Below are 22,573 nucleotides of genomic sequence, written 5' to 3'. Positions count from 1 at the left end.
TCGTGGGGAGGGGTCAGCGGGGCAGGGTGAACAGCTGGCCGCGCCAGCCGAACTCACGGGCCGCGTCCACGTGGTCGGCGCGGTCGTCGGTGAAGGCGACCTCCGCCCGCCCCACCGGGCGGCCGAGGCGCCGCTCGATCTCCGCGTGCGCCGCGGCATACGCCTCGGGCTCGGGCTTGGCGACGCCCAGGTCGTGGGTGTTGAGCAGCAGCGGCACGAGGTGCCCGAGGCCGATCTGCCCGAGCTCGGCCGGGACCTGGTCGGTGCCGTTGGTGAAGACGAAGGTGGGCGTCCCCGCGGCGGTGAGCTCGTCCACCAGGTCGACGGTGCACCGGACCGGCGTGCCGCGGTCGGCGTGCCAGCGCTCGATCGCGAGGTCGACGAGCGGCGGCGGGTGGCCCAGGTCGAGGAGGCGGGTGCGCAGGGCCGCGACCCACGCGGCGTACGTGCTCCTGCCCCGCACCATCGCCTGTGCCTCGGGCAGCTCGGAGGCGATCCCCATGAGCCCCGAGGGCCCGAGGCCCAGCTCGCGCTCCACGCGGGTGCGGGCACCCCCGACGTCGAACTCCCGCACCACTCCGTCGAGGTCGAGCACGGCCACCTCGGCGCGTCGGAGGAACGCGGCGACCCGCCAGGGGCGCTGGGGCACCGGCTTGGCGGCGACGACGTCGGCCGGCAGGATCCGCACGTCGCCGTGCCGCCCGCGGACGACCAGCTCGTCCGGCGTCGAGGTGAGGAGCTCGCCGACGGTGTCGGTCGCCCGCTCGCCGCCCTCGATGAGGTGCCGCACGACCACGCGCACCCCCACCCGCAGCGAGCCGGGATGCGCCTCACCCATCGCGCTGCCCGACCTTCGCGAGGAGAGTATCCGTGACTCTTGACTCAGGACAAGACATGCCGAGAGAGCGTCAGAGGGCTCAGGCGACCGTCGGCTCCTGGCCGTCCGGCCCGCCGACCATGCTCTTGCCGGCCCGGTTCCAGGCCTGCATCCCGCCCTCGACGTTGACGACGTCGAAACCCTGCTGGACCAGCCACTCCACGGCCCGACCGGACCGACCGCCGCTGCGGCAGACGACGGGCAACGACGCGTCCGTCTCCGGCAGCTCGTCGATGCGGGCGGGGAGGTCGCCCAGGGGGAGGTGGACGGCGCCGGGTGCGTGCCCGGCCGCCCACTCCTCGGGCTCACGGACGTCCACGACGACCGCGTCGTCCGGGAGGTCGGTCACGGCGATGCTGGGGATGTCGCTCATCCCCTCACTATGTCACCGTGGACGCCCCGCGTCGCTAGGGGAAGGCCCTGGCCAGGGATAGAGTGAGCGCGGCTGAGCACCGCACAGGGGTGATCGCCGCACCATCGCCACGATGCTCCGGCTGGGCCGGGAGGGGACGACACCGTATGACCACCGCCACCTCTGGCGCGACCGCGTCACGTCTGCCCGCGCGCAGCCGGGACAAGCGGCCCGCCCTCGCGCTGCTCGCGCTGCTGCTCGTCCTGGTCGGGGCCCTGGGCAGCGCGCTCCTCGTCTACCGCACCGGCGACCGCGTGCAGGTCCTGGTCGCGGCCCAGACCATCCAGCAGGGGGCCGAGGTGACCGAGGAGGACTTCACCGTCGCCGAGATCGCCTTCGAGGACGGCGCCCAGGTGGTGAGCGCCGCGTCGCTCCCGCAGTTCGTCGGCTCGCAGGCGGTGAGCACCATCCCGCAGGGCAGCCTCGTCTCCGGCCAGATGTTCACCCCCTCGGAGCTGGCCGAGCCCGGCGTGCAGCAGGTCGGGGTGGTCGTGGCGTCTCCCGGCCGGCCCGCGGACGCGATGGAGGCCGGCGACATCGTCCGCGTCTTCGCGACCGCCCCCGAGTCCGCGGTGGCCTCCGTCGAGGACGCCCAGCAGCTCGTCGAGGCCGCCAAGGTCGTCGCCGTCGCACCCGTCGTCGACACCAGCGACACCATCCACGTCACGCTGCTGCTGCCCGAGGACGCCGCGCCGGCGGTCGTCGCGGCCAGCGCGACCGGCACCGTGGCGCTGTCGCTGCTGCCGGGCGACACCGCGCCGGTGGTCGACTGGCGCACGGACTGAGCGCACGATGGCCCTCATCTCCTTCTTCAGCGCCAAGGGTGCCCCCGGGGTGACGAGCACCGCCATGCTGGTGGCCGCGCTCTGGCCGCGCCCGACGCTGCTCGTCGACGCCGACGGCAACGGCGGGGACCTGCTCATGCGGCTGCCCGCGGACTCGGGTATGCCGCTCACCCAGCACCCCGGGCTGCTCACCCTCCTGCCGCTCGCCCGGCACGGGCTCTCCTCGGGCGTCGTCATGGACCACTCGCAGGTCGCCGCGGGTGGCCAGCAGGTCCTCGTGGGCCTGGAGACCTCGGAGCAGGCCGAGGCCTCGGCCGCGTTGTGGCCGACGCTGGCCCGCGCCTTCCGCGAGGTGCCGGGCACCGACGTCGTCGTCGACGCCGGTCAGCTCGCCGCGCGCTCCGGCCAGCTCTCGCTGGTCCAGCGCAGCGACCTCGTGGTCGGCGTCGTGCGGGCCGAGCCGGCCAGCGTCATGCACCTGCGCCAGCGGCTGACCGTGCTGACGCAGACCTTCGCCGCCCTCGGCGCCGACGCCCCGCGGATCGGGCTGGTCGCCCTGTCCGGCGTGCACCGGCAGGACGAGGCCACCTCGGCCATCGCCACGGTGCGGGCGGACGTCCCGGACGTGCTCGACCTGGGGCAGGTCGCCCTCGACCCGCGCCCGGAGCGGATGTTCCACGGCGACCCGGTGTCGCGTCCCGAGCGCACCATGCTGGTGCGCTCGGGCCGCTCCCTCGTCGAGCGGCTCGTCGCGGTGCTCGGCCCCGACCTGGTCCCCGCCCCGCCGCCGGTGGGCGACCAGCAGGAGCCGGCGGACGGCATACCCGAGGACGCGCAGACCGCGGACCCCGGGACGCCGGCCGGGCAGGACGGCCCCGACGACGACACCCCGCAGCGCCGTGAGCGGCCCAGGAGGAAGAGGTGGAGCCGGCGATGAGCACGCACCCGAGCCCGCTGCTGGCGGGCGCGAGCCCCGAGCAGCAGGCCGAGATGAACCAGCTGGTCCGCACCCTGCGCTCGCAGGTGGCCGACCGGCTCAACCAGCAGCGACGCCGCGACGAGGTCGCCGGGCGCTCGCCGATGAGCAGCGAGGACGAGCGTCACTTCGCCCGCTCCCTCATCGTCCAGGTCCTCGAGGACCACGCGACCCTCATGATCACCGAGGGCAGGGTGCCCCCGACCGCCGAGGAGGAGGAGCGGGTCGCAGGGGCGATCCACGCCGCGCTGTTCGGCGTCGGCCGGCTGCAGCCGCTGCTGGAGGACCGCGAGGTCGAGAACATCGACATCAACGGCTACGACCGGGTCTTCGTGGGGTATGCCGACGGTCACGAGGAGACGGCGCCCCCGGTCGCGGACAGCGACGAGGAGCTCATCGAGCTCATCCAGATCCTCGCGGCCAACGTCGGCCTCACCTCGCGCCCCTTCGACTCGGCCAACCCCCAGCTGGACCTGCGGCTGCCCGACGGGTCGCGGCTCTCGGCCGTCATGGGGGTGTGCCGGCGACCCTCGCTGTCCATCCGCCGGGCCCGCCTGGGCCAGGTCAGCCTGGAGGACCTCCTCGCGACCAACACCTTCAGCGAGGACGTCATGCGCTTCCTCAAGGCGGCGGTCGCGGCCCGCAAGAACATCATGATCGCCGGGGCCACCAACTCGGGCAAGACGACCATGCTGCGGGCGATGGCGGCGGAGATCCCGCCCGAGGAGCGGCTCATCACCGTCGAGCGGGCGCTGGAGCTGGGGCTCGACGCGTTCGAGGACCAGCACCCCAACGTCGTCGCCTTCGAGGAGCGGCTGCCCAACTCCGAGGGCGTCGGCATGGTGACGATGGCCGAGCTGGTCCGCCGCAGCCTGCGGATGAACCCCTCCCGGGTCATCGTGGGCGAGGTGCTGGGCGACGAGATCGTCACGATGCTCAACGCCATGAGCCAGGGCAACGACGGCTCGCTGTCGACGATCCACGCCAACTCCTCGATGGAGGTCTTCAACCGCATCGCGACGTATGCGCTGCAGGCGGAGGAGAACCTCCCGGTCGAGGCGACCCACATGCTCATCGCGGGGTCGATCAACTTCGTCGTCTTCATGCGGAAGAAGAACGAGCACGCCGTCGGCGGCGGCCTGATGCGCGGGGTGCAGTCCATCCGGGAGGTCACCGGCGTGGACGGCCGGGTGCTCTCCTCGGAGGTCTTCGCCGCCGGGCCGGACGGCGTGGCCCGGGCCAAGGCGCCCATCGAGTGCATCGACGACCTGGTGCCGTTCGGCTACACGCCGACGCCCGTCACCCGGTGGGACTGATGGGCCAGCTCTACACGCTGCTCATGCCCATGGCGACCGGCGCGGTCGTGGGGCTGGGGCTCTACGTCGCCGTCCTGGCCGTGGTCGGGCTGCCCGAGCGGGACCCGTCCACCCCGCGCCGCTTCCAGCACCTCACGCCGGGCGGGGTCAGCCGCCGCCTCGTCGTCGGCGTCGCGGTCGGTCTGCTCGTGCTGCTCCTGACCCGCTGGGTGGTGGCCGCGGTCGGGGTGGGGCTGCTCGCCGGGCTGTGGGACCAGCTCACCGGTGACGCCCGGGCCGAGACCGCCGGCATCAACAAGCTGGAGGCGCTGGCGACGTGGACCGAGTCGCTGCGCGACACCATCGCCGGGGCGGTCGGGCTCGAGCAGGCGATCCCCGCGACCGCGGTCAACGCCGGCCCCTCGATCCGCTCCTCGCTCAACCTGCTCGTCGACCGGTTGCGCATCCGGGAGCCGTTGTCGGAGGCCCTCATCGACTTCGCCGAGGACCTCGACGACCCCTCCGCCGACGTGATCTGCTCCGCGCTGGTGCTCAACGCGCGGCTCCGCGGCCCGGGCCTGCGCGACGTGCTGGGGGCGCTCGCGGTGTCCACCCGCGAGGAGCTCGACATGCGCCGACGGATCTCCGCCAGCCGGCGGTCCATCCGCCGCTCGGTGAAGATCATCGTCGTCATCGTGCTCTCCGTCATGGGGGGCCTGGCGCTGTTCAACCGGGTCTACGTGGAGCCCTACGGCAGCCTCGCCGGCCAGGGCGTGCTGCTCGTGGTGGCCGCCCTCTTCGCCGGTGGCCTGCTGTGGATGCGCCGGCTGTCCGAGCCGCAGAAGCTGAGCCGGTTCCTCGTGGTCAACAGGCAGGCCCGGGCCCGCGACATGGAGCAGCTGCTCGACGACGTCCGGGAGGGTGCCCGGACGGGGGGGACCGGAAGGGGAGGCCGACGGTGAGCGCCATGGTCTGGCCGATGCTGGCCGGCGGTCTCGTCGGCCTGGGGGTCTACCTCTTCATCCGCACGCTGCTGCGCCCTCGGCCGGGCGTGGCCACCCTGGTCGCGCGCATCGACGCCGGCTCGCGCTCCATGCAGACGCACACCCTGTCGGACTACGACACGTCCTTCGCCGACATGAGCCGCCGTGGCCGGTCGGTCATGACCGGCCTCGCCGACCGCTTCGAGGTGCTGGCCGCCCAGCGGGGCTGGCAGCTGAGCCGCCACCGCGCCGACCTCACCATCCTCAACCGCAGCGTCGGGGCCATGCTGGCGCTCAAGGTGGTGAGCGGCACCGTCCTGCTGCTCGTCGGACCGCTCGTCTGGGGGGCGCTGCGCCTCGGCGGCCTCGACGTCGGCCCCTCCATGCCGCTCGGCCTCGGGCTCCTGCTGGGGCTGCTCGGCTTCTTCCTGCCCGACCTCTCGTTGCGGGCCGAGGCCGAGCGGCGGCGGCGTGAGTTCCGCCGGACGGTGGGGATCTTCCTCGACCTGGTCGCGATGAACCTCGCCGGCGGCCGCGGGCTGCCCGAGGCGCTCCTCGCGGCCTCCTCGGTGAGCGACCACTGGTCCGTGGTCCGCATCCGGCAGACCCTGGCCAACGCCCGGCTCTTCGGCACCACCCCCTGGGAGGCGCTCGGGCGGCTCGGCAAGGACATCGGTCTGGAGGAGCTGGAGAGCCTGTCGGGGGCGCTCGTCCTGGCCGCCGACGACGGGGCCAAGATCCGGCAGTCCCTCACCGCGCGGGCCACGACCATGCGTCGCAAGGCGCTCTCCGAGGCCGAGGGTGACGAGGGCGAGCGCTCGCAGTCCATGCTCATCGCCCAGATGCTGCTCGTGGTCGCCTTCCTGGTCTACCTCGCCTACCCGGCGCTCGTCGCGCTCATGAGCGAGCAGGCCATCTGAGGGAACCTCTCCCGCGCTGGCGCCGTCCAGCGAGGTGTGCAACTATCCTGAGCTGCAGCCCTGCGGTGTTCCCGGGGCCATGACCATGACAGAGGGGCGTCCATGAAGTCGATGAGAGCGTATGCGCTGCGGGTCCGCCGCGACCTGCTCACCCACCGGGACCGAGGGGCGTCCGCACTGGAGTGGGCGCTCATCGCGGCGGTCGTCGTCGTGGCGGCGGCGCTCATCGGCGCCGCGGTCTACAACGTCATCTCCACCCGGGCGGCGCAGGTCGAGTCGTGCGGCAACCTGGGGCCGGGCGAAACCTGCTGATGCCCCGCCCCCGTCGCCCGCGGACGCGGCGGGAGGCCGGGCGGCCCGCCGAGCGCGGCACCTCGGCCCTGGAGCTGGCGATCGTGGCACCCGTCCTGCTCTCGCTGATCTTCTTCAGCCTGCAGGCGGCGTTCTTCTTCTACGGTCGGGCGGCCGCCACCCACGCGGCCCGGGAGGGGGTGTCGATGCTCCGGCTCGCCGAGGACCGCTCCGACTACGCCGCGCTGCAGCCGGACGCCCTCGCCCGGACCGAGCGCTTCGCCTCCGGCGTCGGCGGCCCCGGGCTGACGGCACCCGAGGTCGGCAGCACCTACGTCGAGGAGGGGGACGGCACCGCCCGGGTGACGGTGACCGTGAGCGGGCGGGTCATCACCCTCGTGCCGGGGCTGCGGCTGACCGCCTCCGCCGACGCCTCCGGGACCGTCGAGCGCTTCCTCGAGCCAGGGCAGGCCCCCTGACCGACCACCTGAGCAGACCACCACCCCAGCACCCGCGCCGAGCGGCCCGCGGGCACACCGAGACGAGGACGACATGGGACGGCATACCGCCACCCGCGAGCGCGGGTCCATCGCGCTCGAGTTCGCCTTCGCCGCGCCCATCGTGCTCCTCATGCTCGCCCTGGCCTGGACCTTCGGGCGGGTCGCCTGGGCCAACGGCCACCTCGAGGCCGGCACCCGGGACGCCGCCCGGGTCGCCACCCAGGCGCGGTCGATGCCGGAGGCGCGCAGCAGCGCGATGACGGTGCTGCAGGAGAACACCCGGGCGATCGAGGGGTGCCCCGCCAGCCTGACGGTGCAGATCTCCGGCGACTTCGAGCCCGGCTCGACCCTGACCGTCCAGGCGAGCTGCAGCTACGCGCTGTCCGACATCGGTCTGCCGGGCGCCCCCGGCCGCGTCTCGCCCTCCTCCTCCTTCGCCTCGGTCGTCGACCAGTACCGCGGGGTGGACCCGTGAGCCGGCTGCTCCGGACGCTGGGCGCCGCGCGGGAACGGGGGTCGATCCTGCCGGTCATCCCGGTGGTCGCGCTGTCGCTGCTGCTCATCGCCGGGCTCGTCATCGACGCCTCCCGCCAGCTCAACGCCCGCAGCCAGGCGGTCGCGTACGCCGAGGAGGCCGCGCGGGCGGGGGCGCAGGCCGTCGAGCCCCAGCCGCCGGCCACGCTCGACCCGCAGCAGGCGCGGCGCAACGTCGGCGACTACTGCGCGCAGGTGCTGCAGCGCACCGCCGTGACCAGCTGCGGTGTCACCGACATCGAGCCGGCCGACGACAGCCCCCGGCCCTACACGATGGTGGTGCGGGTGGAGACGCAGATCCCCACCACCCTGCTGGGCATGGTGGGGGTGCGCAGCCTCAGCGCCTCCGGTGTCGGACGTGCCGAGCCGGTCGCCGGCGAGCTGCTGCCGCCCGACCCCGATCCAGGCCCAGGACCAGGTCCCGACCCAGGACCAGGTCCCGACCCAGGCCCAGGCCCCGACCCCGATCCGGACCCTCTCCCTGACCCATGAGGACGACGATGACGAGCACCCCCACTGCGGCGCCCGCGCCGCGTCGGCACCGCCCGCTGCTGACCCTCGCCGCGGCCCTGCCGGTGCTGCTCGGCGCCTGCGGCGGGTCGGCGGACGTGCCGCAGAGCTCCCCGACCCCGCTCGCCTCCGACGACGCGGGCCGGTCGACCGGCGGACCGAGCACCGAGCAGCCGGCACCCACCTCGGCGGACACCGAGGAGGCCACGGGGGAGCAGCCCCCCGCGGACGCGGGGCCGGAGGAAGGCACCGGGGACGAGCCGGGGACGTGGGCCACCTTCACCGCCGAGCCACCACCGCTGGCCGTCGACGAGGAGGCGCTCCAGGACGACCCGCGCGTCCTGGCGGTCGCGCGCTTCAACGAGGCCTTCGCGCGGGCCGCCACGGCCGACGACCCGCGCGACGAGGAGTGGCTGGCGACCCTGGACGAGGCCGGCCACGCGGGTCTGGTCGAGGTCTTCGCGGAGGAGTTCGGTCGCGCCTACCCGGGCCCGCTGCCCTACACGCCGTTGCAGGTCACCGAGCTGGAGGACGGGACATGGTCGGTCCAGGGCTGTATGGTGACGGACGGGTTCTCGGCGGACCCCACGCGCTCGGACGACGGCATGACGGGCCTGGAGGTGTCCTCGATCGAGTACTCGCTCGTGGACGACCCGGGCGCGGAGGGGGACTATCTCGTCGAGGCGCTGTACTCCGGGACCATCAACTGCTCGACCACCGAGGTGGAGACACGATCATGGTAGGCACGACCACCCTGCGCACCCGCGGTGCCGCGACGACCCTCGCGGGGGCCCTGCTCCTCTCGGTCCTGCCGCTGGCCGCCCACGCCGGGGTCGACACCGAGCCGCGCGAGGGTCAGCCGGTGGTCTGGCCGGCGGAGAACCGCACCCGCATCAAGACCTACCAGACCGGTGGAGGGGCGTGCTCGCTCATCGCCTCGCCCAACTCGGTGGGGGGCGTGTGCGTCTCGGCCAACGCCTCCGACGGCCCGAGCATCCGCGAGGTGCTGAAGGGTGATGACCTGCCGGACTGCTGGCACGAGCGGCTCACCGAGGACGAGCTGCGCGACACCGAGCTGCAGGCGCCCCCGGAGGGGACGTTCTACTACTGGCACCGGTGCCTGCGCGGCATCGACCGCAAGACCTTCGCCATCGAGCCCGGCGGGCTCTTCTTCGCGGTGGGCATCTGGATCTACGAGCCCGACGACCCCGAGCTCACCGAGCTCACCCCGAACCAGCAGGCCTTCATCGCCCGCTTCGTGCGGCGTGGCAACGTGCCCGACCCGGTCATGCTCTCCTCGCCCAGCGCCGTCCCGTGGGTCAACGACGACGTGGCCTTCTACAACGCGGGCGAGGACGAGCTGCACGTCGACCTGTCCATCCCGGGCGTGGAGATGCGCGGCCGCATCACCGAGCTGCTCGTCTACCCCGAGGGCCGGGGCGGACCCGTGGTGCGCTGCCCCGGCGGCGGACGTGAGGTCGACGAGGACGACACGCCGCAGTCCGTCCCCGACGCCTGCTGGCACGCCTACGAGCAGGCCAGCCAGACCCAGCCGGACGACGCCTACCAGGGTGAGATCCACGCCCAGTGGCAGATCGACGCGCGCATCCGGGGCGAGTGGCAGCCCTTCCACTCCTTCGTCAAGAGCGGCGAGGGACTCATGCAGGTCAACGAGGTCCAGGCTCTGGTCCGCCCGTGACCTGAGCCGACAGCGATCCGGGGAGGATCACCGATGAGCACCACCACACCCAGGCGCCCGAGGTCAGGTCGCGGCGCCCCGGCCGGCTTCTCGCCGCGGACCGCGGCCGACCACCTGCCCCGCCCCGAGCGGACCGAGCGGTCGGTCCCCCGCGGCCTCGCCGCCCTCCTGGGGCTGCTGGTCCTCGTGGTCGGCGTCCCGGTGGGGCTGGTGCTGCTCGTCGGCAACCCGCTGCCCGGTGCGGCGCCCAGCCTCGACTGGCTCACCGCCCCGGTGACCGCCGGGGCGCTCATCGACATCGTGGCGGCCCTCGTCTGGGTGGTGTGGGCGCACTTCGTGGTCTGCCTCGTCGCCGAGTGGCGCGCGGTGCGCGCCGGACGCCTGCCCGGCATGGTGCCCGCGGGAGCCGGGTCCCAGCTGGTGGCCCGCAGGCTCATCGCCGGCGTCCTGCTCCTCGCCGGTTCGGCCACGATGACCGGGCAGGCGCCCGGCCAGTCCGGTGCGCCGGTGGCGTCCGTGGTCAGCACGGCGCCGGCCGGTGCGGCTGCCGAGCAGGGGGCCAGGGGCGGGGTCGGGGTGGGGGAGCCCGGGACGGCAGAGGCTGTGGACGACGTGTCCGCCGGACCGGTCGACGAGGGCACCGCCCCGGCGCCCACCGCGACCGTCACCAAGTTCTACGAGGTCAAGCCGCCCTCGGGCCGCCACCACGACACCCTCTGGGACATCGCCGACCGCACCCTGGGTGACCCCTACCGCTACAAGGAGCTCTACCAGCTCAACGAGGGCCGGATGCAGCCCGACGGCCGTCGGCTGCAGGAGGCCGACCTCATCCAGCCGGGCTGGCAGCTGGTCATGCCGGCCGACGCCACCGGCCCCGAGATCACCTCGGTGCGCACCCAGGCGCCGTCCCCCGCGCCCGCTCCCGCTCCGGACGCGGGTCAGGAGTCCCTCGACGAGCTCGGCAGGCGCACCGCGGACACCGTCTCCCGGGCCACGGCAGGAGCCGGTGCCGGTGCCGTCGAGCGGGTGGCCGACGTGGCCGTGCCCGCTGGTGACCAGGCCCCCGGGGAGGTCGCCGCGGGCACCGCCACGGACCGTGCCGTCGACGGGGAGCAGGTCCCCCTCGGCGACCTCGTCCTCGGTGGCGGCATGGTGCTGGCCGGGCTCGCCCTGGCGCTGTCCTCCCGCCGGGGACCCTACGGTGCGCCGGGTGCCCCGGAGCAGGCGCTCCGGCTGGCGGCCGACGGTGGCCGGGCCGAGCTGCTCGACCGGGGGCTGCGGGTGCTGGCCGCCGGCTGCGCCGCCCAGGGGACGAGCCTGCCGGACGCCGCCGCCGTCTACGTCGGCGACGAGCAGGTCGTCGTCCACCTCGCGGGCGGCACCGGCCACCCAGCACCACCGGCGCCGTGGCAGCAGACCGAGGAGGGCGGGGTCTGGGTCCTGCGGGCCGGCGACCTCGACGGCTACCCGGTGTCCGGACCGGCGCCCTGGCCCGCCCTCGTCAACGTCGCGACCTCGCACGGCTTCGACCTGCTCGTCGACCTGGAGTACGCCCCGGGCCTCGTCAGCATCGGCGGCGACCCCGAGGTCGCCCGTGAGGTCGCGCTGTCCACGGTCGTCGACCTCGTCACCCACCCCTGGTCCGACGGCGCGCGCGCGACCCTCGTCGGTTTCGCCGGACGCGGCACCGAGGCGATGGTCGACCTCGCCCCTGGCCGGATCCACCAGGTGCGCTCGATCGAGGAGGCGCTGCAGGTCGGCCGACGCGACGCCGAGGCCCACCGGGCACGGCTGCGCGGGCTCGGTGTCGAGGGTGTCCTGGCGGGCCGTGCGGCAGGTGCGAGCAGGGACCTGCAGCCACACGTGATCGTCCTGTCCGGCAGCCCCGGGCCGCAGGAGGCCCAGCAGCTGGGCGAGCTGCTCGCGGCCGGGCGCACCGGGCTGGCCGTGCTGTGCGTCGGGCCGTCCGTCTCGGCGCGCTGGCGCTTCACGGTGGACGGCTCCGGCCAGTTCGACCTCGGGGTGCTCGGGCTGTCCGGCACCGCCCGTCGGCTGCGGCACGGCGACCTCGAACGCATCGCCGGGTGGGTGCGCGACGCCGATGAGGACGGCGTGCAGGCCGCGGCCCGCACCGCCGCGCTCGGCCCGGTCGACGCCGTCGCCACCCTGCCCGACCAGGGACGCGGCCACCTCGACGCAGCGGCCTCCCTGCCGGAGCGACGGTCCGCCCCCGTCCACGTCGGGCTGCTGGGTCCGGTCACGGTGCACGCCCCGGGCCAGGTGAAGCCGGCCCGGGAGGAGCTGCTGACCGAGCTCGTCACCCTGGTCGCCCTCCACCCGGAGGGGGTGCACGACGCGGTGCTGCGCATCTCGCTGTGGCCCCGTGGGGTGGAGGACGACGTGGTGGAGGCGACCCTGGCCTCGGCCACCCAGTGGCTCGGCACCGGCGACGACGGCACCCCGCTGCTGGACCGCGACGAGGCCGGTCGGTGGCGGCTGGGCCGCGAGGTCCACGTCGACTGGCTCGAGCTGGCTGTCCTGGCCGGCCGGCCCGGGACCGAGCCCCACCGCCTGGCGGAGGTCCTGGGACAGGCCCGGGGTCCCGCCTTCTCCGGCACGCCCGGCACGCGCTACAGCTGGCTGGCCTTCCACCAGGCGGCGCGGGACGCCCGGGTCGTCGCCACCGCCGTGGCCCGGCACACCGCCTCGGCGCTGGCCGGCGCGGGGGACCGGGCGGCCGCCGAGCAGGTGCTGCGCGACGGGCTCACGCTGGTGCCGCAGGCGCAGGCGCTGTGGCGTGACCTGCTGCGGCTCATCGGCGGGTCCGACCCCGACCACGCCGCCGGGGTGGTGGGGGAGATGAGGACCTCGCTCGGGGACACGTCCCTGGAGCCGGAGACCGTCTCGCTGGTCCAGCACCTGTCCCCGGACCTGCGCGAGCTCGGGTGAGCCGGTGCGGCTGCTGATCACGGCCATCGCGGCGGGAGCGGCTGCCGGCGACGGGTCCTCCCCGCCGCTCGACCTCGTGGTGGACACCGAGGACGACGCCACCGTCGGCGACCTGGCCTCGGCGCTCGCCCGGCGGGTGGCCACGGCGACCCCGCGCCACCCCGCGCGCGCCGCCGCGGGCGTGGGGGCAGGGGCCGAGAGCCAGGTGCCGCAGCTGCGGGTGGTGCGCGGGGACGACGAGGCGCGGTCCTCGGCCCCGGTCGCGCTGGCCGACCCCGACGGGCGCCCGCAGGCCGGGGACGCACCCGCGCTCTACGTCGGTGACCGGCGGCTGGACCCGGGGATGCCGCTCGCCGCGAGCCCGGTGCGCCACGGCTCGCTCGTCGGCGTGGGGGGATCGGTGGGCGACCCCCTGGCCGAGCCCCAGGGGGTGGTGGAGGTCCGGATCTCCTCCGGGCCGGGGGCCGGCACCGTGGCCCGGCTCAGCACCGGGGAGCACGTCGTCGGCAGCTCGGTGCACGCCGGCGTCGCCCTGCCGCCCGTGGGCCTGCCCGAGGTCTGCCTCACCGTCCTGGTACGCCCGGACGGCACGGTCGCGCTGGACCCGGACCTGGACGTGCTGGGGGTGCTGCAGCAGCCGGTGTGGCGCAGCCGGCCGCTGCCCGGACCCATCGTGCTGGACGCCGAGGCAGAGATCCGGCAGCGGCGGGCCGGGGAGAGCACCTACAGCGAGCTGCCCCCGGGGACGCGGGTCGTCAGCGCCGACGCCCCCGTCCCCCTGGTGCACCTCGACCGGGAGGAGGTCCGTCCCGGCCAGGTGTGGGAGCCCGGGCAGGCGCTCGTCGTCGGCCCCTGCCTCCTGGAGCTCACCGTCCCGACCTCGCCGGACGCCTCGCTCTCGCCCAGCCCGCAGGGTGCCACGCTCGACTACAACCGCCCGCCGCGGCTGCTCCCCGCCGCACGCCAGACCGAGTTCACCCTTCCCAACGAGCCCCGTCGACCGCTGGGCCAGCAGATCCCCTGGGCGTTCATCTTCCTGCCGGCCTTCGCGGGGCTGGCGATGTACCTCATCACCGGGCGCCTCTACACCCTCATCTTCATCGCGCTGACCCCGCTCATGGCGATCTCCAACTGGGTGAGTGGGCGCTCGCAGGAGCGCAAGCGGTACCGCAACGACTTCGCCGAGTACACCACCCGCATGCACAAGGTGCAGCAGAGCGCCCTGGACGGTCTGGCCGACGAGCGGGCCGCCCGGCGACGCGACTTCGCGGACCCCGGGGAGGTGCTCATGACCGCCATCGGCCCGCGACGACGCCTGTGGGAGCGACGTCGCAGCGACCCGGACTGGCTGGTCGCGCGCTTCGGGACGGCCGACCAGGTGTCGTCGGTCACGGTGAAGTCCAACGCCCGGGAGGAGCACGAGGGCGACCTGGCCTGGACGGCGCCCGACGTGCCGGTCACGGTCGGGCTGCTCGAGGCGGGCGTCACCGGTCTGGCCGGCCCGGCCCGTCGTGCGGTGGGCCGGTGGGTGGTGGCCCAGCTGGCCGTCCTGCACTCACCGGTGGACCTCGACATGACCCTGCTCACCTCGCCCGAGGGCGAGGCCGACTGGCACTGGGCCCGCTGGCTGCCGCACCTGCGCGCCGACGAGGGCGACCCCGAGCTGGCCCAGGTCGGGGTGGACGACGAGACCACCGCCCGGCGCATCGCCGAGCTGGCGGGCGAGCTGGAGCGGCGCCTGGAGGTCGCCGACTCCGGGTCGTTCTCGAGCAAGGGTGTGGTGTTTCCCCCGCTGCTCGTCGTGCTCGACGGCTCTCGGCGGCTGCGCCTGCTGCCCGGCATGGTCACGCTGCTGCAGCGCGGCCCGTCGGTGGGCATCACCTTCCTGTGCCTGGACGAGGACGAGCGGCTGCTGCCCGAGGAGTGCCGGGCGGTGGTCCAGGCCGACGAGCCGCTCATGCGGGTCACGGTCAGCGAGCAGTGGGTCGTCGAGGGGGTGCGCCCCGACCTGGTCAACCCCGCCTGGGGCGAGCGGGTCGCCCGCGCCGTGGCCCCGGTGCGCGACGTCTCGGCCGAGGACGCCGCGGCGTCCATCCCGACGTCCAGCCGCCTGCTCGACGTGCTGCGGCTGGACCCGCCCACCGGCGCTGCCGTGCAGGAGCGGTGGGGGTCGGTCGGCCGGACCACCCGGGCCGTCATCGGGGAGGGCACCGAGGGTGCCTTCGCCGTCGACCTCGTCACGGACGGCCCGCACGGCCTGGTGGCCGGCACCACGGGCTCGGGCAAGTCCGAGCTGCTGCAGACCGTCATCGCCTCGCTGGCGGTGCACAACCGCCCCGACGAGATGACCTTCGTCCTCGTCGACTACAAGGGCGGCGCGGCCTTCAAGGACTGCCACCGGCTGCCCCACACCGTCGGCATGGTGACCGACCTGGACGGCCACCTCACCGGACGGGCGCTGGAGTCGCTGGGGGCCGAGCTGCGCCGTCGGGAGCACCAGCTGGCAGCGGCCGACGCCAAGGACATCGAGGACTACCTCGCCACCCGCGGGCCCGGTGACGAGCCGATGCCCCGGCTGCTCATCGTCATCGACGAGTTCGCGGCCCTGGTCGCCGAGCTGCCCGACTTCGTCACCGGGCTTGTCGACATCGCCCGGCGCGGACGGTCCCTGGGGGTCCACCTCATCCTGGCGACGCAGCGGCCGGCGGGGGTCGTGAGCGCCGAGATCAAGTCCAACACCAACCTGCGCATCGCGCTGCGGGTGACCGACGCCAGCGACTCCCAGGACGTCGTCGAGGCCCGCGACGCCGCCGAGATCTCCGCGGCGACCCCCGGCCGTGCCTACGCCCGGCTCGGCCACTCCAGCCTCATCCCCTTCCAGTCCTCCCGGGTCGGCGGTCGGCCGCGGGGGGAGGGGCGCGCGGCCCAGGTGGAGCTGCGGGGTATGCCGTTCGCCGAGCTCGGGGTCGCGCCGCCGCGGGCGCAGGCCGCCGAGGAGGACGTCTCGGTCCCGACCGACCTGGCCGCCCTCGTGCAGGCCTGCCGGGAGGCGAGCGAGGAGTCGGGGGTGCACGCACCCTCCAGCCCCTGGCTGCCCGCGCTGGACGACCGGGTGACCCTCGAGCAGCTCCTCGAGCAGTTCCCGGACGCGGCGCCCGAACCCGGTCGGATGCGGCTCCCGCTGGGGGTGGTCGACCTGCCCGCGGAGCAGCGCCGCGACGTCGCGGCCTACAGCCTCGCCACCGGGTCCCACCTCGCGATCGTCGGGGCGGCCCGCACCGGGCGGTCGAGCGCCCTGCGGCTGCTCGCCGGGGCGGTCGCCCGCGACCTGTCGCCGGAGGACGTGCACGTCTACGGCATCGACTGCGGCAACAACGCCCTGCTGCCGCTGCAGGCCCTCCCGCACGTCGGCGCGGTCGTCCTGCGGGACCAGACCGATCGCATGGAGCGCCTCGTCGGGCGGCTGCGGGGGCTCATCGGCGAACGCCAGCAGCAGCTGGCGCAGGCCGGCTACGCCGACGTCGCCGAGCAGCGGGCGGCCGTCCCCCAGGAGGAGCGGCTGCCCTACGTGCTCGTCCTCCTCGACCGCTGGGAGGGCTTCTTCGGCGTCTACGACGCGCTCGACGGAGGCACGCTGGTCACCGCCGTCCAGCAGATCCTGCAGGAGGGCGCCGCCGTCGGCGTGCGGGTGGTCGTGACCGGGGACCGGTCGGTGGTCATGGGCCGCATGGGCACGCTGCTGGACGACCGCATCATGCTGCGGATGACCGACCCCAGCGACTTCTCGACCATCGGCATGTCGGCCAGGAAGGTCCCGGAGCACATGCCGGAGGGCCGTGGCTTCCGTGCCGAGGGGCTGCGGGAGACCCAGCTCGCGCTGCTGGACGCCGACCCGGCCGGCACCGCCCAGGTGCGGGCGCTCCAGGCCCTCGGCCGGGCCGCCACCCAGCGCTTCGCCCAGCTGCCGCGCTCGCGTCGACCCTTCCACGTGGACCTGCTGCCGGTGCGGTTCACGGCGCAGGAGGCGCAGCAGCTGCGCGAGGAGGAGCAGGCGCAGGGGCTGGCCGTGCCCGAGACCGCGCTCGCCGTCGCGGTGGGGGGCGACACCCTCGGCCTGCGACATCTCGACCCCGTCGAGCACGGGCCGGCGGTGCTGGTCACCGGTCCTCGCCGCAGCGGGCGCTCGACGGTCCTGCGCCGGCTGGCCGACGAGGCCCTGCGGGCCGGTGCGCAGGTCGCTCTCGTCACGCCGCGCAAGAGCCCGCTGCGCGACCTCGCCGGCACGCCCGGGGTGCACGGCCCGTGGGACCTCGGCAGCGACCAGGGCGAGGTCACCGGGCAGCTGACCGCCCTGGTGGGTGACGAGGACCCCGTGGTCGTCCTCGTCGACGACACCGAGCTGGTCGGCTCGGACGGGTGGCTGGCCGACGCCCTCGTGAAGGCCGTCGAGCAGATGCGCGACTCCAGCAGCATGCTCGTCGGTGCCGGCACGGCCTCCGACATGCAGAGCCACTACCGCGGCCCCTCGGCGGTGCTCAAGAAGGCCGGCACCGGGATCCTGCTCAACCCGCAGTCCAGCGCCGACGCGGACCTCGTCGGGGCCCGGCTCAACCGGTCCGCCTACGGCCAGTCCCTGCCCCCGGGCGGTGGCTACCTCGTGGTGGCCGGGCAGGCGGAGCGGGTGCAGGTCGTCTGGCCCGGCTGAGGTCGGACGCGGCAGGGACGGAGGGGGGTCGCCGTCCGCGTCACGCCAGGTGCGGGGCGGGTCAGAGCGGCCGGTCCAGCAGCAATGGCAGGCACCTGCCAGCTCGCCGTGCTGGCCGCAACATGACCTTGATGGGGTGGACACCGCAGCGGGGCCTGCCTAGGGTGGACGGAGATCGCACCGCCGAGGGTGTGGGGGATGCGGTCGGGACCATCTCTACAGACCCTCGGAAGGGGACTCATCATGGCCGTTGGTGGCGAACTCGCGACGCTGCGGGACCTGCACAAGACGCTCGACACCTCTGCGCTGGACATCCAGCGGGTGTCCGAGGACATCGACAAGTCGCTCAACAGCACCGTGTGGACCGGTGCCAACTCGGAGAAGTTCAAGGACGCCTGGCAGACCTTCCGGCCGACGCTGACGCCGAAGCTCATGGACGCGCTCAACGAGGCCAAGGAAGACATCAAGACCCAGCACAACAACCTGGCTGCGGCCACGGGGGAGTCCGACCGCATCTGAGGTCGTCCGTCCGGCAGGGGCCGGGGTGCGCGCGGCGCACCCCGGCCCCTGGCGTCTGTCCGGCCGCGGGGCGCCGGGGCCCCACCTCGACCATCGCCGTGTCTGCGTGTCTCTGACGGATCCGCTAGAGAACCGCATACGGTGCCATCGTGGACCCCATCCGTAACCCTTACGCCCCCGGCGCGGGCCAGCGCCCACCCGAGCTCGCCGGCCGCGACGAGCAGCTGGACCGCTTCCGGGTCGTCCTTGAGCGCATCCAGCGCGGCCGCCCCGAACGCTCCATGGTCCTCACCGGGCTGCGCGGCGTCGGCAAGACGGTGCTGCTCAACGCGCTGCGCGGCGCGGCCGTGCGCTCCCGGTGGGGGACGGGCAAGTACGAGGCGCGTCCGGAGCAGGGGATGCGCCGACCGATGGCGGCGGCGCTGCACGTGGCGGTGCGCGAGCTCGGGCACCCCCAGGGCGAGGAGGTGGACCACGTCCTCGGCGTCATCAAGGCGTTCGCGCAGAAGGACCAGCCGGGTGCCAAGCTGCGCGACCGGTGGAACCCCGGCATCGACGCGGCCGCGGTCACCGGCCGCGCCGACTCCGGCGACATCGAGATCGACCTCGTCGAGCTGCTGTCCGACGTGGGCGGGCTCGCCGCCGACGTGGGCAAGGGGGTGGCGGTCTTCATCGACGAGATGCAGGACCTGCAGCCCGACGACGTGTCGGCGATCTGCGCCGCGTGCCACGAGCTGAGCCAGTCGGCGCTCCCGGTCATCGTGGTCGGGGCCGGGCTGCCCCACCTGCCGGCGGTCCTGTCGGCGAGCAAGTCCTACTCGGAGCGGCTCTTCCGCTACACCCGGATCGACCGGCTCTCGCGGGAGCAGGCCGAGCGGGCGCTCCAGCTGCCGGCGGAGGACGAGGACGCGACGTGGTCGCCGGAGGCGCTGTCGGCGATGTATGCCGCGACCGGCGGCTACCCCTACTTCCTCCAGGCCTACGGCAAGGAGGTGTGGGACCTCGCCCCCGAGTCGCCGATCACCGCCGAGGACGTGCGGGTCGCCGGGCCGGAGGCGGAGGCCGAGCTGGCGGTCGGCTTCTTCGGCAGCCGCTACGAGCGGGCCACCCCGGGGGAGCGGGAGTACCTCCGGGCGATGGCCGACCTCGCCGCCCAGCAGGCCGAGTCGGGGCAGGAGGTCGACGAGATCGAGTCGGTCGCGACGGCCGACATCGCCGGCCACCTCGGCCGCAAGCCGCAGTCGCTCTCACCGGCCCGCGACGCGCTGCTCAAGAAGGGGCTCATCTACTCCGGTGAGCGGGGCCGGATCGCCTTCACGGTGCCGCACTTCGGCCGCTACCTGCGCGAGAACACCTGAGGGACCGGCGGGTGCCGCCGACGCGCCGATGCAGAACGGCTCAGGTACGCACGTGCGTACCTGAGCCGTTCCGGACGGGCGTGTCGGCAGCACACGGCGTCGGCGCGGTGGCCCGGGCCAGGCCCCGACCCCCGGCCGGCATCCTCACCGGGCGCGGGTGGGACGCAGGCGTGAGCGCAGCGCGCCCCGCGCCAGGGCCAGCAGGGAGCGCACGTCCCGGTGGCCGCCGTAGATGGTCAGCGCCCGGTGGTCGCCGTAGTCCGTGAGCGGCTCGACGCCACGGAGCAGGTCCATGTCCTCGTCGCTGATGGTGAAGTCGACCTCCGCGTTCTCCCGGAGGTGGTCCGGGTCGGCGCTCTTGGGCAGGGGCACCAGGCCGAGCTGCAGGCAGTAGCGGACGCACAGCTGCGGGACGCTCACGGCATACCGCTCCGCGACCCGCGCGACCTGCTGGTTCCCGAGCAGCTCGTCGTGCGCGACCGGGGAGTAGGCCTCGACGAGGATCCCGCGGTCCTGGCAGGACCGGATGAGCTCGTGCGGGGTGTTGCCGATGTGCGCGAGCACCTGGTTGACCATGGGCGCGACGGAGCAGCCCCCGAGGATGTTGTCGACATCGGCGACCTCGAAGTTCGACAGGCCGGTGGCCCGCACCTTGCCGGCGGCGAGCGCCTCCTCCAGCGCCCGCCACACCTCCTGGTTCTCCTCGAGGTAGCGCTCCGTGCCGCCGAACGCGCGCCACGGCGTCGGGCTGTGGACGAGGACCAGGTCGAGGTGGTCCAGCCCTGTCTGGCGCAACGACGCGTCGATGCCGTCCCTGGCCGCGCCGTGGGTCTTCGCGCCGGCGTCGACCTTGCTCGTGACGAAGACCTCCTCGCGCGGCAGCCCGCTGTCGCGCACCGCCCGGCCCACGCCCCGCTCGTTGCGGTAGGCCGGGGCCGTGTCCACGTGCCGGTAGCCCAGGCGTAGCGCCTCGCGGACGGCCGGGACGACGTCCTTGTCGTCGATGAACCAGGTCCCGAGCCCCAGCCGGGGGATGGTGACCCCGTTGGCCAGGGTGGCCGTCTCCTGCAGCATCATGCGTCCTCGCCTCCTTGCGCCGCTGCGCGGCTGTCGCGGACGGGTCTACTCTTCCTCATGCCGACCCGCGCCGTCGGTCGGACCGACGGCCTCCTACGGCGACCGCGACGGCGAAGGGACCGGTATGAAGCTCTTGCTCACCTCGGGCGGGGTCACCAACCCCAGCATCGAGAGGGCCCTCGTCTCCCTCCTCGGCAAGCCCGTCGCGGCGTCGACGGCGCTGGCCGTCCCGACGGCGACCTACGGCCACACCATGTGCGACCCCGGGAACGCCTGGCGCTTCCTCACCGGTGAGTCCGGCGCGATGTGCGGCCTGGGGTGGGCCTCGCTGGGCGTCCTCGAGCTCACCGCGCTGCCCAGCCTGCCCCGAGAGCGTTGGGTGCCCTGGGTCGAGCAGGCGGACGCGCTGCTGGTGGACGGCGGGGACGCGGCCTACCTCGCCCACTGGATGCGCGCGTCCGGGCTGGCCGACCTGCTGCCCGCCCTCACCGACACCGTGTGGGTCGGCCTGAGCGCCGGCAGCATGGTGCTGACCCCGCGGATCGGCGAGCCCTTCGTCACCTGGCGGCCGGAGGGCTGGACCGACGAGACACTCGGCGTCGTCGACTTCTCGATCTACCCGCACGTCGGGATGAACCCCATGGAGGGCGCCGACCGGTGGGTCGAGCCGCTGGGGGTGGCGGCCTACGCCGTGGACGACCAGACCGCGATCCAGGTGGTCGACGGCGAGGTGACCGTCGTCTCCGAAGGGGTCTGGCGGCACCTGCCCGCCGCGGACCGCGCGACCTTGGAGCCACCACCGTCTCACGACGGACCGGAGGCTGAGGGCGAGCAGCCACCCGCCCCGCGCGAGTTCCGCGGCGAGGACCTGTCCGGTGCCCGTTTCGTCGGCTGCTCGCTGTCCGGTGCGGTCCTGCGGTCCGTCGACGTCGACGGTGCCGAGATCGACGCCCCGTGGCTGCTGGAGGGGGACGGCACGCTGCTCGTCAACGGGGTGGACGTCGCGCCGCTCGTCGACGCCGAGCTCGACCGACGCTTCCCCGGACGGGCGCTGCGCCGGGCCGACGACCCCGAGGGGCTGCGGGAGGCCTGGGCCGCGCTGGAGACGACCTGGGCCGGTGCGGTGCAGCGCGCCGAGGGTATGCCGCCGGGCACGGTCGACGCCTCCGTCGCCGGGGAGTGGAGCTTCGCGCAGACGCTGCGGCACCTCGTCATGGCGACCGACACCTGGCTGGGCCGGGCCGTCCTCGACCTGCCCGACCCCTACCACCCCGTGGGCCAGCCCAACGCCGAGTACGCCCTCGACGGCCACGACCCCTCGGTCTTCCACGAGGACGACCCGAGCTGGGAGCGGGTGCTGCAGGTCCGGGCCGAGCGGGTGGCCATGGTCCGCGAGCACCTCGCCTCCGTCACCGCGGACGACCTCGAGGTGCCACGGCACAACCCGTGGGCACCGGCCTGCACCGAGTCGACGCTCTCCTGCCTGCGCACCATCCTGGAGGAGGAGTGGGAGCACCTGCGCTACGCCGTGCGCGACCTGGACGTCCTGGAGCAGGGGACGTGAGCAGTCTCACGTCGTGAGGCGTCGGCGCTGCTCAGCGCGCCGCGGCGCGCGTTCCTGACCGGAGTCTGACCGTGGCCAGGTTGCGACGTCCAGGTTGTCCCGTCACGGTGGATGGAGGCCGCGGGCGAGTCCTGCGGCCTCCCCCCTGTACTCGACCCCTGAGGTTCCTCCATGAAGCACCGTGCCATCCGCAAGCCCCGTCTCGGGGCGCTCGCCCTCGCCACCGGCCTCACCGGCCTGACCGGCGTCGTCTCGGCCGGGTCCGCCCAGGCCGCCAGCGGCGAGACCTGGGACGCCGTCGCCCAGTGCGAGTCCGGCGGCAACTGGAGCATCAACACCGGCAACGGCTACTACGGCGGCCTGCAGTTCGTCCAGAGCACCTGGGAGGGCTTCGGCGGCACCCAGTACGCGCCGCGCGCCGACCTGGCGACGCGGGCGCAGCAGATCGCCATCGCCGAGAACGTCCTGGCCGTCCAGGGCCCCGGCGCCTGGCCCGTGTGCTCCGTCGAGGCCGGCCTGACCGCCGGTGGCCCCGCCCCGGCCGAGCCTGCCCCGGCCGAGCCCGCCCAGCCCGCCCAGCCGGCCCCGGCCGAGCCCGCGCAGCCCGCCGAGCCGGCCC

Annotated in this window: 20 protein-coding genes and 2 pseudogenes; 19 read left to right on the top strand and 3 right to left on the bottom strand. The window is 74.5% G+C overall.

From position 1 onward, the window contains the following. Positions 1-13: 13 nt before the first annotated feature. Both EUS26_RS13705 and EUS26_RS13700 read right to left on the bottom strand, forming a co-directional pair. Entirely contained in the window at positions 14-838 is an 825-nt protein-coding gene (locus tag EUS26_RS13705; protein ID WP_130014386.1) for an HAD family hydrolase, read from the bottom strand. 79 nt (positions 839-917) lie between these two features. After that, positions 918-1,250: a rhodanese-like domain-containing protein gene (locus EUS26_RS13700; protein ID WP_130014385.1), complete on the bottom strand. Its 333-nt coding sequence runs from the start codon at positions 1,248-1,250 to the stop codon at positions 918-920. A 146-nt stretch (positions 1,251-1,396) separates the two neighbouring features. Here EUS26_RS13700 and EUS26_RS13695 point away from each other — a divergent pair, with 146 nt between their 5' ends. From EUS26_RS13695 to EUS26_RS13625, 16 genes and pseudogenes are all read left to right on the top strand, one after another. Beyond that, positions 1,397-2,074, top strand: a complete 678-nt coding sequence (locus EUS26_RS13695) for an SAF domain-containing protein (RefSeq protein ID WP_130014384.1) — start codon at positions 1,397-1,399, stop codon at positions 2,072-2,074. A gap of 7 nt (positions 2,075-2,081) precedes the next feature. After that, positions 2,082-3,011 carry a CpaE/TadZ family protein gene (locus EUS26_RS13690; protein ID WP_130014383.1) on the top strand — a complete coding sequence of 310 codons (930 nt, stop codon included), beginning with the start codon at positions 2,082-2,084 and terminating at the stop codon, positions 3,009-3,011. Continuing rightward, positions 3,008-4,366 (top strand): TadA family conjugal transfer-associated ATPase, encoded by a 1,359-nt coding sequence (locus tag EUS26_RS13685; protein ID WP_238148991.1) that lies wholly within the window; start codon positions 3,008-3,010, stop codon positions 4,364-4,366. Before EUS26_RS13690 ends, EUS26_RS13685 begins: the two co-directional genes overlap by 4 nt. Then, complete coding sequence (locus tag EUS26_RS13680; RefSeq protein WP_130014382.1) at positions 4,366-5,307, top strand: type II secretion system F family protein; 942 nt, start codon at positions 4,366-4,368, stop codon at positions 5,305-5,307. The genes EUS26_RS13685 and EUS26_RS13680 overlap by 1 nt, the downstream gene beginning before the upstream one ends. A gap of 5 nt (positions 5,308-5,312) precedes the next feature. Then, positions 5,313-6,248: a type II secretion system F family protein gene (locus EUS26_RS13675; protein ID WP_130014427.1), complete on the top strand. Its 936-nt coding sequence runs from the start codon at positions 5,313-5,315 to the stop codon at positions 6,246-6,248. Positions 6,249-6,350: 102 nt separating this feature from the next. Then, the gene (locus EUS26_RS13670; protein ID WP_130014381.1) at positions 6,351-6,560 is read left to right on the top strand and encodes a hypothetical protein; all 210 of its coding nucleotides are present in this window, start codon (positions 6,351-6,353) and stop codon (positions 6,558-6,560) included. Continuing rightward, positions 6,560-7,018, top strand: a complete 459-nt coding sequence (locus tag EUS26_RS13665) for a TadE/TadG family type IV pilus assembly protein (RefSeq protein ID WP_130014380.1) — start codon at positions 6,560-6,562, stop codon at positions 7,016-7,018. The genes EUS26_RS13670 and EUS26_RS13665 overlap by 1 nt, the downstream gene beginning before the upstream one ends. A 73-nt stretch (positions 7,019-7,091) precedes the next feature. Further along, a complete protein-coding gene (locus EUS26_RS17010) occupies positions 7,092-7,514 on the top strand; it encodes a TadE/TadG family type IV pilus assembly protein (RefSeq protein ID WP_165368628.1) in 423 nt (140 codons plus the stop codon). Further along, positions 7,511-8,065, top strand: a complete 555-nt coding sequence (locus EUS26_RS17005) for a Tad domain-containing protein (protein WP_165368627.1) — start codon at positions 7,511-7,513, stop codon at positions 8,063-8,065. Before EUS26_RS17010 ends, EUS26_RS17005 begins: the two co-directional genes overlap by 4 nt. Before the next feature lie 8 nt (positions 8,066-8,073). Then, positions 8,074-8,826 (top strand): hypothetical protein, encoded by a 753-nt coding sequence (locus EUS26_RS13650; protein WP_130014378.1) that lies wholly within the window; start codon positions 8,074-8,076, stop codon positions 8,824-8,826. Further along, positions 8,820-9,782, top strand: a complete 963-nt coding sequence (locus EUS26_RS13645) for a hypothetical protein (RefSeq protein ID WP_130014377.1) — start codon at positions 8,820-8,822, stop codon at positions 9,780-9,782. Before EUS26_RS13650 ends, EUS26_RS13645 begins: the two co-directional genes overlap by 7 nt. Before the next feature lie 33 nt (positions 9,783-9,815). After that, a complete protein-coding gene (locus EUS26_RS13640) occupies positions 9,816-12,731 on the top strand; it encodes a LysM peptidoglycan-binding domain-containing protein (RefSeq protein ID WP_130014376.1) in 2,916 nt (971 codons plus the stop codon). 343 nt (positions 12,732-13,074) lie between these two features. Next, positions 13,075-15,426: pseudogene (locus EUS26_RS17695) on the top strand (FtsK/SpoIIIE domain-containing protein); the annotation flags it as partial. 474 nt (positions 15,427-15,900) lie between these two features. Next, positions 15,901-17,436 (top strand): FtsK/SpoIIIE domain-containing protein, encoded by a 1,536-nt coding sequence (locus tag EUS26_RS17690; RefSeq protein ID WP_420330016.1) that lies wholly within the window; start codon positions 15,901-15,903, stop codon positions 17,434-17,436. Between the two features lie 243 nt (positions 17,437-17,679). After that, positions 17,680-17,955, top strand: coding sequence for a WXG100 family type VII secretion target (locus tag EUS26_RS13630; RefSeq protein ID WP_130014374.1), 276 nt, complete (start codon positions 17,680-17,682; stop codon positions 17,953-17,955). 149 nt (positions 17,956-18,104) lie between these two features. Next, entirely contained in the window at positions 18,105-19,313 is a 1,209-nt protein-coding gene (locus EUS26_RS13625; RefSeq protein WP_130014373.1) for an ATP-binding protein, read from the top strand. A 144-nt stretch (positions 19,314-19,457) separates the two neighbouring features. Here EUS26_RS13625 and EUS26_RS13620 read toward each other — a convergent pair whose 3' ends face one another. Beyond that, positions 19,458-20,390, bottom strand: coding sequence for an aldo/keto reductase (locus tag EUS26_RS13620; RefSeq protein WP_202865154.1), 933 nt, complete (start codon positions 20,388-20,390; stop codon positions 19,458-19,460). 124 nt (positions 20,391-20,514) lie between these two features. Here EUS26_RS13620 and EUS26_RS13615 point away from each other — a divergent pair. The 3 genes and pseudogenes from EUS26_RS13615 to EUS26_RS13605 form a co-directional block, all read left to right on the top strand. Next, positions 20,515-21,156, top strand: a pseudogene (locus EUS26_RS13615) (Type 1 glutamine amidotransferase-like domain-containing protein); the annotation flags it as partial. Between the two features lie 375 nt (positions 21,157-21,531). Next, a complete protein-coding gene (locus EUS26_RS17685; protein ID WP_238148995.1) occupies positions 21,532-21,954 on the top strand; it encodes a DinB family protein in 423 nt (140 codons plus the stop codon). Between the two features lie 171 nt (positions 21,955-22,125). Next, positions 22,126-22,573, top strand: a 448-nt coding sequence (locus EUS26_RS13605; RefSeq protein WP_165368626.1) for a transglycosylase family protein, incomplete at its 3' end; no start/stop codon positions are given.

Origin of the sequence: Serinicoccus sediminis (genome assembly GCF_004153545.1) — a bacterium.
Taxonomy (GTDB): Bacteria; Actinomycetota; Actinomycetes; order Actinomycetales; family Dermatophilaceae; genus Ornithinicoccus; species Ornithinicoccus sediminis_A.
This window is presented reverse-complemented; position numbering and strand designations above follow the sequence as displayed.

Coding starts and splice junctions, on each gene's coding strand:
- EUS26_RS13680 (WP_130014382.1), top strand. CDS start 4,366: ATGGGCCAGCTCTACACGCTGCTCATGCCCATGGCGACCGGCGCGGTC.
- EUS26_RS13670 (WP_130014381.1), top strand. CDS start 6,351: ATGAAGTCGATGAGAGCGTATGCGCTGCGGGTCCGCCGCGACCTGCTC.
- EUS26_RS13640 (WP_130014376.1), top strand. CDS start 9,816: ATGAGCACCACCACACCCAGGCGCCCGAGGTCAGGTCGCGGCGCCCCG.
- EUS26_RS13690 (WP_130014383.1), top strand. CDS start 2,082: ATGGCCCTCATCTCCTTCTTCAGCGCCAAGGGTGCCCCCGGGGTGACG.
- EUS26_RS13665 (WP_130014380.1), top strand. CDS start 6,560: ATGCCCCGCCCCCGTCGCCCGCGGACGCGGCGGGAGGCCGGGCGGCCC.
- EUS26_RS13645 (WP_130014377.1), top strand. CDS start 8,820: ATGGTAGGCACGACCACCCTGCGCACCCGCGGTGCCGCGACGACCCTC.
- EUS26_RS13705 (WP_130014386.1), bottom strand. CDS start 838: ATGGGTGAGGCGCATCCCGGCTCGCTGCGGGTGGGGGTGCGCGTGGTC.
- EUS26_RS17010 (WP_165368628.1), top strand. CDS start 7,092: ATGGGACGGCATACCGCCACCCGCGAGCGCGGGTCCATCGCGCTCGAG.
- EUS26_RS13695 (WP_130014384.1), top strand. CDS start 1,397: ATGACCACCGCCACCTCTGGCGCGACCGCGTCACGTCTGCCCGCGCGC.
- EUS26_RS13700 (WP_130014385.1), bottom strand. CDS start 1,250: ATGAGCGACATCCCCAGCATCGCCGTGACCGACCTCCCGGACGACGCG.
- EUS26_RS17685 (WP_238148995.1), top strand. CDS start 21,532: ATGCCGCCGGGCACGGTCGACGCCTCCGTCGCCGGGGAGTGGAGCTTC.
- EUS26_RS13685 (WP_238148991.1), top strand. CDS start 3,008: ATGAGCACGCACCCGAGCCCGCTGCTGGCGGGCGCGAGCCCCGAGCAG.
- EUS26_RS13630 (WP_130014374.1), top strand. CDS start 17,680: ATGGCCGTTGGTGGCGAACTCGCGACGCTGCGGGACCTGCACAAGACG.
- EUS26_RS17690 (WP_420330016.1), top strand. CDS start 15,901: ATGCGGCTCCCGCTGGGGGTGGTCGACCTGCCCGCGGAGCAGCGCCGC.
- EUS26_RS13620 (WP_202865154.1), bottom strand. CDS start 20,390: ATGATGCTGCAGGAGACGGCCACCCTGGCCAACGGGGTCACCATCCCC.
- EUS26_RS13675 (WP_130014427.1), top strand. CDS start 5,313: ATGGTCTGGCCGATGCTGGCCGGCGGTCTCGTCGGCCTGGGGGTCTAC.
- EUS26_RS13650 (WP_130014378.1), top strand. CDS start 8,074: ATGACGAGCACCCCCACTGCGGCGCCCGCGCCGCGTCGGCACCGCCCG.